At 74.8% G+C, this 6,976-nt stretch carries 5 protein-coding genes; 3 read left to right on the top strand and 2 right to left on the bottom strand.

Annotated features, from left to right (window positions below; genetic code table 11):
- Positions 1-2,044 (top strand): hypothetical protein (locus ACTUAL_RS21385; protein ID WP_440901496.1); only part of this gene is annotated, 2,044 nt, incomplete at its 5' end.
- 62 nt (positions 2,045-2,106) lie between these two features.
- On the opposite strand, the gene ACTUAL_RS21390 is transcribed toward ACTUAL_RS21385, so the two are convergent.
- Complete coding sequence (locus ACTUAL_RS21390) at positions 2,107-2,781, bottom strand: AIM24 family protein (protein ID WP_041838115.1); 675 nt, start codon at positions 2,779-2,781, stop codon at positions 2,107-2,109.
- A gap of 171 nt (positions 2,782-2,952) precedes the next feature.
- On the opposite strand from ACTUAL_RS21390, the gene ACTUAL_RS21395 reads away from it, so the two are divergent.
- A complete protein-coding gene (locus ACTUAL_RS21395) occupies positions 2,953-3,360 on the top strand; it encodes a RidA family protein (protein WP_096495354.1) in 408 nt (135 codons plus the stop codon).
- A gap of 21 nt (positions 3,361-3,381) precedes the next feature.
- On the opposite strand, the gene ACTUAL_RS21400 is transcribed toward ACTUAL_RS21395, so the two are convergent.
- Complete coding sequence (locus ACTUAL_RS21400; RefSeq protein WP_440901497.1) at positions 3,382-4,047, bottom strand: hypothetical protein; 666 nt, start codon at positions 4,045-4,047, stop codon at positions 3,382-3,384.
- Between the two features lie 191 nt (positions 4,048-4,238).
- Here ACTUAL_RS21400 and ACTUAL_RS21405 point away from each other — a divergent pair.
- Positions 4,239-6,976 (top strand): DUF4132 domain-containing protein (locus tag ACTUAL_RS21405; RefSeq protein WP_440901498.1); only part of this gene is annotated, 2,738 nt, incomplete at its 3' end.

Below are 6,976 nucleotides of genomic sequence, written 5' to 3' on the forward strand. Positions count from 1 at the left end.
GGTCGAGCGCTCGGTCGCCGACTGCTCCGCGCCGCGCGCCACCGAGGTGTGGGTGGTCGAGCCGACCGGCCCGATCACCTGGGCCAACCAGCCTCCCGAGCTGACCAGGCTCGAACCCGCGCCCCAGGCGGGGGAGTGCCCCGGCTACCCCGCCTGGAACGCGCACGACGCCGTCGCGCGGGCCGTCGCCGAGGGCCGCTCCTCCCTGACCGTGGTGGTCCGCGTCGCCGAGGAGCACCAGGCGGACCCGAGCAGGTCGCGCGTGCACGGGCTGGCAGGCTCGCCCCTGCGGGGCGCCTACAACCACCCGCCGGACACCCCGACGAACCTGTTCGTGGAGCACTACGAGTGCGGCGCCGTCCCGTACATCACCACCGGCCGCCCGGTCGTCTCGGCGACCACGCGCGACGTCAACGGGGGCGCCCGGACCGGTCAGCTCGCGTTCTGGCCGGTGTCCGAGCCGGGGCGGCGCGTCGAGGTCACCATGGACGACTACTCGAGCAGGTTGTGGGGGCACTTCCCCGAGGGCATGGTCCAGGACGGCGGGACCTACGCGTTCGCCGCGCGCAGCGACGACGGGCTCGCCAAGTCCGCCTGGTCCGAGCCGTGCGAGTTCACCGCCGACCTGGTGCGCCCCAGCCAGACCCCGAAGATCAGCTCCACCACGTTCCCGGAGAACAGCGGGCCGCCCGGTGACGGCGCGCAGGGCAGCCCCGGCGACTTCACGTTCGACGCGCTCGGCGACGAGCAGATCGTCGCCTTCGAGTACAGCGGCACCGGGATCGACGGCGGTCTGGTCGCCGCCGACCGGGCGGTTGGCCGCGCCACGGTCATGATCTCGCCAACCATGGACGCTCGGAACGACATACTGGTCGTGGGGGTCGACCGCGCGGGCTGGCGCTCGCCCGGCGCCCTCTACCGGTACTGGGTGCGCGCCACCGAGCCCTACGCGACGGACCCGTACTTCGAGATCGGGGCGCCCACCGACGTCGAGCTGACCGCGCGCCTGGACGACGCGGTGGCGTTCGGCTACCGGCTCGACGGCGGCGAGGAGAAGGCGCTGCCGGTCGGTCCCGACCGCAAGGGCGTGATCACCCTGGCGTTCCCCGAACCCACGCCGGACTACTCGGGGCACACCTTGGAGGTGTGGACCACGAACGCGCGGGGCGAGCGCTCGGGCGTGCTCCGGAGGACCTTCACCGTCAACCAGGTCGTCCCCTCCATCTACCCGCGGCCGTGGTCGGGGTTGGTCGGTGAGAAGCGGGTCATCACGTTCGAGCCCTGGTCCAGGGACGACGTGGTCTCCTACGCCTACCGGATCGGCGACGGGCCCGAGCAGTTCGTGCCCGCGGGCGCCGACGGCACGGCGACCGTCGAGCACACGCCGACCGCGAAGGGCACCTTCGCCATCCGGGCGGTGAGCATCAACTCGGCGGGCTACCGCTCCGGGGTGGCCAACAGCCGACTGCGGGCCGAGGCCCCCGCGCCGACCGTCACCAGCGCCACGTACCCCGGTGGCTACGACAACGGCGGCCCCGGCGTGGAAGGGGTGTTCACCCTCTCCTCGCCGCAGCTCCCGGTCGTGTCCTACCGGTACAGCTTCAACGGCGGGCAGGAGCGGACCGTCCCGGCGGGGCCCGACGGCACGGCGGTGATCCGGTGGGCGCCTCCGAAGCCCGACCACCACTCCCTCTCCGTCGTGGGCGTCACCGCGAGCGGGGTGGTCACCGACTCGAGGTCGCACTCGTTCCGGGTGAGGAAGCTGCCCCCGACCGTGACCAGCCCGCAGTTCCCCGAGGGCGGCACGCCGACCGCGCGCGTGGGGGAGCCGATCCGGTTCGTCGTGACGCCCGCGCTGGCGGGGTCGACCGAGGTGCTGTGGCGGGACCGCGACTCCGATCCCGGCACGGTCGTGCCGGTCGGACCCGAGGGGACGGCCGTGTTCGACCTCGTCCCGACCAGCTCGTACTTCCGCATGAGCTTCTGGAGCAGGAAGGCGGACGGCACGCTGTCCGGCGAGCTGCTCCGGACCTACTGGTTCTAGCGCGCCGCGCGGCTGAACCGCTCGGGGCGCACCGGATCGCGGTGCGCCCCGAGCGGATCCGCTCAGCCCGCGGCCTGGGGCGGCGGGTGCCCCTCGGAGGCCTGCACGACCACGATGCCCTGGCCGCTGAGCGCCAGCTGGTACGCCTCACCGGACCCGCGCCCGATCATCGCGCCCAGCTTGGCGGTCTTCTTGATCGAGGACTGGAGCGAGGTCGACCACAGCACGGCGGACTGCATGTCCACGTAGGTGGGCACGTCCACGTTGAGCACGACGGGCGTCCCGAACGCGGTCACGGCGAGCGCGCCGGTGCCGGTGAACGTGGTGTTGAACAGCCCGCCGCTGAGCATCGACGCGCCCTCGACGCGGTTGATGTCCCACTTGAGGCCGCTCTCGAACGCGAGCACGTTGCCGCCGTTGACGGTGACGGACTCGTTCTCCAGGTGCAGCACGAAGATCTCGTCGGCGTCCTGCGCGAGGAAGACGTCGCCGCTGCCGGAGACCTTCATCAGCGACATGCCCTCGCCGGTGAACGCCTTCTTGAACAGCTTCCCGATCCCGCCCGCGCCCTCGTAGGCGAAGTCGACGTCGCCCTGGTAGGCGACCATGGACCCCTGCTTGGCGAAGAAGAACCCGCCGCTGCCGGTGAGGTCGACCTTGAGCATCCGCTCGTTCTGGAGCTGGAAGCTGCCCGGCTCGACTTGCCGCTCGGCGTGGTTGAACAGTGAACTCCGCATGATCGGAATCGTCCCGGGTCCGGTGGCGCGCCGCGCGGTGATCGGCCGGGTCCCAGGGCGCCCGGATCGTCGCGCTCGTCACCCACCGACATTCCATAGCATTGCTTTGCTATGTTTGTGGGACGCGGACGGTCCACACCGGACCGCCACCACCGACGTCTGGAGCAGACCATGGCCATCACCCTGATCAACCCCGAGGGCCTGCCCGAGGTGCCGCCCTACCGCCAGCTGGCGGTGGCCACCGGCTCGAAGCTGCTGTTCCTGGCCGGACAGGTGTCCTGGGACGCCACCGGGGCGACGGTCGGCGAGGGCGACCTCGCGGAGCAGGTGGCCCAGTGCTACCGCAACGTCGCGAAGGGCCTGGCGGGCGCGGGCGCCACGCTCGCGGACCTGGCCAAGCTGACCGTCTACGTCGTGGACTGGACCCCGGACAAGATGCCGCTGTTCCTGGAGGGCGTGGCCAGGGCGGCGGCCGACCTGGGCGGCGTGCCGGTCCCACCCGCGAGCCTGATCGGCGTCGCCGCGCTGGACGTGCCCGAGCACCTGGTGGAGGTGGAGGCCGTGGCGGTCCTGGACTGACCGGCGGCGCGGGGGGAGCGGTCAGCCCAGCTCCGCGGCCAACCGCTCCCGCGCCCGCCGCAGCACCTCGTCCTCCCAGGCCGCCCTGGCCGCCTTGATCGGAGCCGCGCAGTAGGGGTCGCCGAGCGCGCGCGAGAGGGCGTCGACCACGTGCTCGATCCCGTCCTGGTCCTCGTCGTGCCGCAGCGCCGCGAGGTCCAGCAGGTGCGCGAGCAGTCCGCTGTGGACGTTGTCGCGCAGGTGCTCCCCGGCGGCGGACACCGCGACCATCCGCGCGAACCCCATCGGGTCGTTGTCAGCCCCGTCCAGGAACCGCCGCAGGTCGGCCAGGTACCGCTCGCACATGCCCCAGAACCCGCACAACGTCTGAAGCGCGATCCGCACCAGCATGTCGTCACCCCGATGCGTGAGGTAGCCCGCGATCAGCTCCTCGTACCGCGTGGAGAACGACCGCCCGAGCGTGTGAATCCGCTCGTAGGAGTGTTCCCCGAACGGGTCGGCCACCAGCGCGTCCGCCACTTCGGCAGCCTCGGCGTCCGTCAAGATCCCGCTCTTGGCGTGCGCCAGCAGGTTCGCGCTCCGCTCGGCCTCGGACCACCGCTTCGGCCGCTTGGGCAGCTTCGGCGCCGCCTCCCGCGCGGCCCGCTTCTCCCGCCTGGCCGCCTTGAGCTGCTTCCCCCGCTTCACCGGACCTCCGTCCCGACCATCCTCCCAGGCAGGTCCACCCCGCGCACCCGGCGTCCAGCCTCGGCGAGCAGCACCGCCTGACCGTCCCAGAACTCCCGCACCCGATCGACCACCCCCCGATCCTCCCGACGCCGGGAACCGGTTTTGTCGTACCCCGCCGCTACCGTCCCCCCTGACGGGAAAGGGGAGCGATGGAAGCCACCGAGAGCACCTACGCCATGGGTCCGGCCCTGGCGCGCCACGTGCTGCCCCGGCGCGGCGACGGCAGCGCCCCCGAGCCGCGGAAAACCCCAGGTCCCGCCGACCAGGCCCTGGCCGCCGACCTCTGCCTGCGCGTGCGCTCCCGCGTCCCCGCGAACCCCCGGCTCGACGCCTTCCTGCGCGGCGTCCCCGACCCGGTCGGTGCGGCCGTGCTCTACCGCGCGCTCGACAGCCTGGTCACCTCCCCCGGCAAGGCCAGGGCCCAGCGCCTGCTCACCCGCCGCTGGGCCGCCGACCACGGCCTGCCGCTCGCCGCCGAGGCGGTCACCGCCGCCACCGCCCTCACCCTCTCCCACCAGCACGAACCCCACCCCGCACCCGAGGACCAGACCTACCACCCGTTCTGGACGCTCGACCGCGGCGCCGTCCCCCTCCGGCACGACCTCGCGCACGCCCCCGACGAGGTCCGCGCCGCCGCCCGCGACGCGATCGCCCGCCACCGCACCACCCCGGCCGCCCGCGCCATCGCCGCGTTCCTGCTGCCCGACGAACCTGCCTGGACCGCCGGGCTGTGCGCCGAGATCGCCGCCGCCGACCCGGACGCCCCCGGCCACGACCTGGCCCTCCTCGTCGCCACCGTCGCCGACCGCGCCCAGTTCGAGACCGTCGTCGACCGCGCCGACCCGGAGTGCCTCACCTCCCGCCCGTGGGCCCTGCCGACCCTGGTCGCCACCCTCGGCCCGGACGACGCCCTGCCCGGCCTCACCCGCCTGCTCCCCGCCCTCACCGCGCCCCAGCGCGCGAAGGTCCTGGACGTCGTCGCCGAGTTCCCGTCCGACGAGGCCCTCACCCTCGTGCTGACCACCGGAGCCCCAGCCGTCCAGCGCAAGGCCCGCGACCGCTTCCCCGGCCGCGCCGCCCGCCTCGCCCCGGAACCTGAGCCCGCCCCCGCGACCCGCCGGATCACCGAGGCCGACCCGGCCGACCTGCCCAGCCCGCTCGTGAACCCGCCGTGGGAAACCCCGGAACCCCCGGCCGCACGCCTGCGCGTCACCGACCGCCCGCACGAGCGCTGGCTGCCGGGGGAGCGCGAGGAGTGGGCCGCCCGCCCCCTGCCCGAGGACTTCGCCGACCCCGCCGGGCTCCCCGACTGGCCCGAGGCCGTCGCCGCGCTCCACGCGGGCGCGCTCGCCTGGCACCAGCAGTTCACCCTCCTCCTGAACGCCCCCGAGGACGTCGTCACCCCCGTGCTCGCCACGTGGCGCCCCGACTACCCCGTGCACCTCGCCGACTGGGCGCACCGCCTGGCCGCCACGCACGGCCACGCCGCGTCCGCCTTCCTCAGGGACGCCGTCAAGCACGTCCCGCGCGTCGCGGCCTCGGCCCTGGTCCCGCTGGCCGACGCCGACACCTCCAAGCTCCTGGCCGCCCAGCTGCTGCGCCGCACGCCCCCGCTCGCCGAGATCACCGCCTACTTCACCCGCCACGGCGCGCACGCCCTCCGCCCCCTCCTGCCCGCCCTGCTCGGCAGACCGGGGCCGTCCCGCCGCGCGGCCGAGGCGGCGCTGCGCCTGCTCGCAGGCCCCGAGCACCGCGAGCCGCTCCTGGAGATGGCCGCCGAACTCGGTCGCGCCGACGCCCTGCGCGCCCTCCTCGACGCGGGACCGCTGGACTCGCTCACCCCCACCGCCCCGCCGGGCTGGCTGGACCGCGCGATCCCCGCCCTGCCCCCGGTGCTCGTGGCGGGCCGCGCCCTGCCGGAGCCCGCCGTGCGCAACCTGCTGCACGTCCTCGCCGCCCACCCCGACGCCCGCCGCGCGGGCCTGGCCCCGGTCAAGCGGGTCTGCGCGGCGGACTCGTTGGCGCGCTTCGGCTCCGCCCTCCTGCACCGCTGGCTCGCCGAGGGCGCCGACCCCGCGTCCACCTGGGTCCTCCAGGCCCAGTCCGACCTCGCCGACGACCGCGCCACCGCCGAGCTCGCCGCGCTGGTCGCGCGCTGGCCGGGCGAGGGCAACCACCAGCGCGCCACGACCGGGCTGGAGGTCCTGGCGGGCACCGGCACCGAGGAGGCGCTGCGCGGCCTGGACCGCATCGCCCGCACCGCCAAGTTCCCCGTGCTCAGGGCGGACGCGACCCGCCGGATCACCGAGGCCGCCCGCGCGGTCGGCCTGGACGCCGAGCAGCTCGCCGACCGCCTCGTCCCGCACGGCCGCCCCGCCGCCGCGGTGGTCCGCGACCAGACCAAGCGCCTGGAGCGCGCCATGGTCGAGGGCCGGACGTGGAGCGCGGCCGAGTTCCACGGCGTCCTGCGCGCGAACCCGCTGCTGCGCGACCTGGTCGACCGCCTGCTCTGGTCCACGGCGGGCGGAACCCGCTTCCGCGTCGCCGAGGACGGCACCGCGGCCGACCTCGCGGACACCCCGGTCCCGCTGCCCGACGACACCCGGCTCCACGTCGTCCACCCGCTGGGCCTGGGCGCCGACCTGCCCGCGTGGGCCGAGCTGCTCGCCGACCACGAGGTCGTCCAGCCCTTCCCGCAACTGGGCCGCCCGGTGGTCGCCCTGACCGCCGCCGCGCGCGCCACCAGCACCCTGACCAGGTTCGACGGCGCGCAGGCCGCACCGGGGGCGCTGCTCGCCCTGGTGCGGCGCGGCTGGCGGCGCGAGGACCTCGGCGGCGGCCAGTCCGAGCCGTGGCTGACCAAACCCCTGCGCGGCAACGTCGAACT

Source organism: Actinosynnema sp. (assembly GCF_052038725.1).

Bases quoted from the DNA above. Each gene is read 5' to 3' on its own strand.
- ACTUAL_RS21395 (WP_096495354.1), top strand. From the start codon at position 2,953: ATGGCCATCACCCTGATCAACCCCGAGGGCCTGCCCGAGGTGCCGCCC.
- ACTUAL_RS21390 (WP_041838115.1), bottom strand. From the start codon at position 2,781: ATGCGGAGTTCACTGTTCAACCACGCCGAGCGGCAAGTCGAGCCGGGC.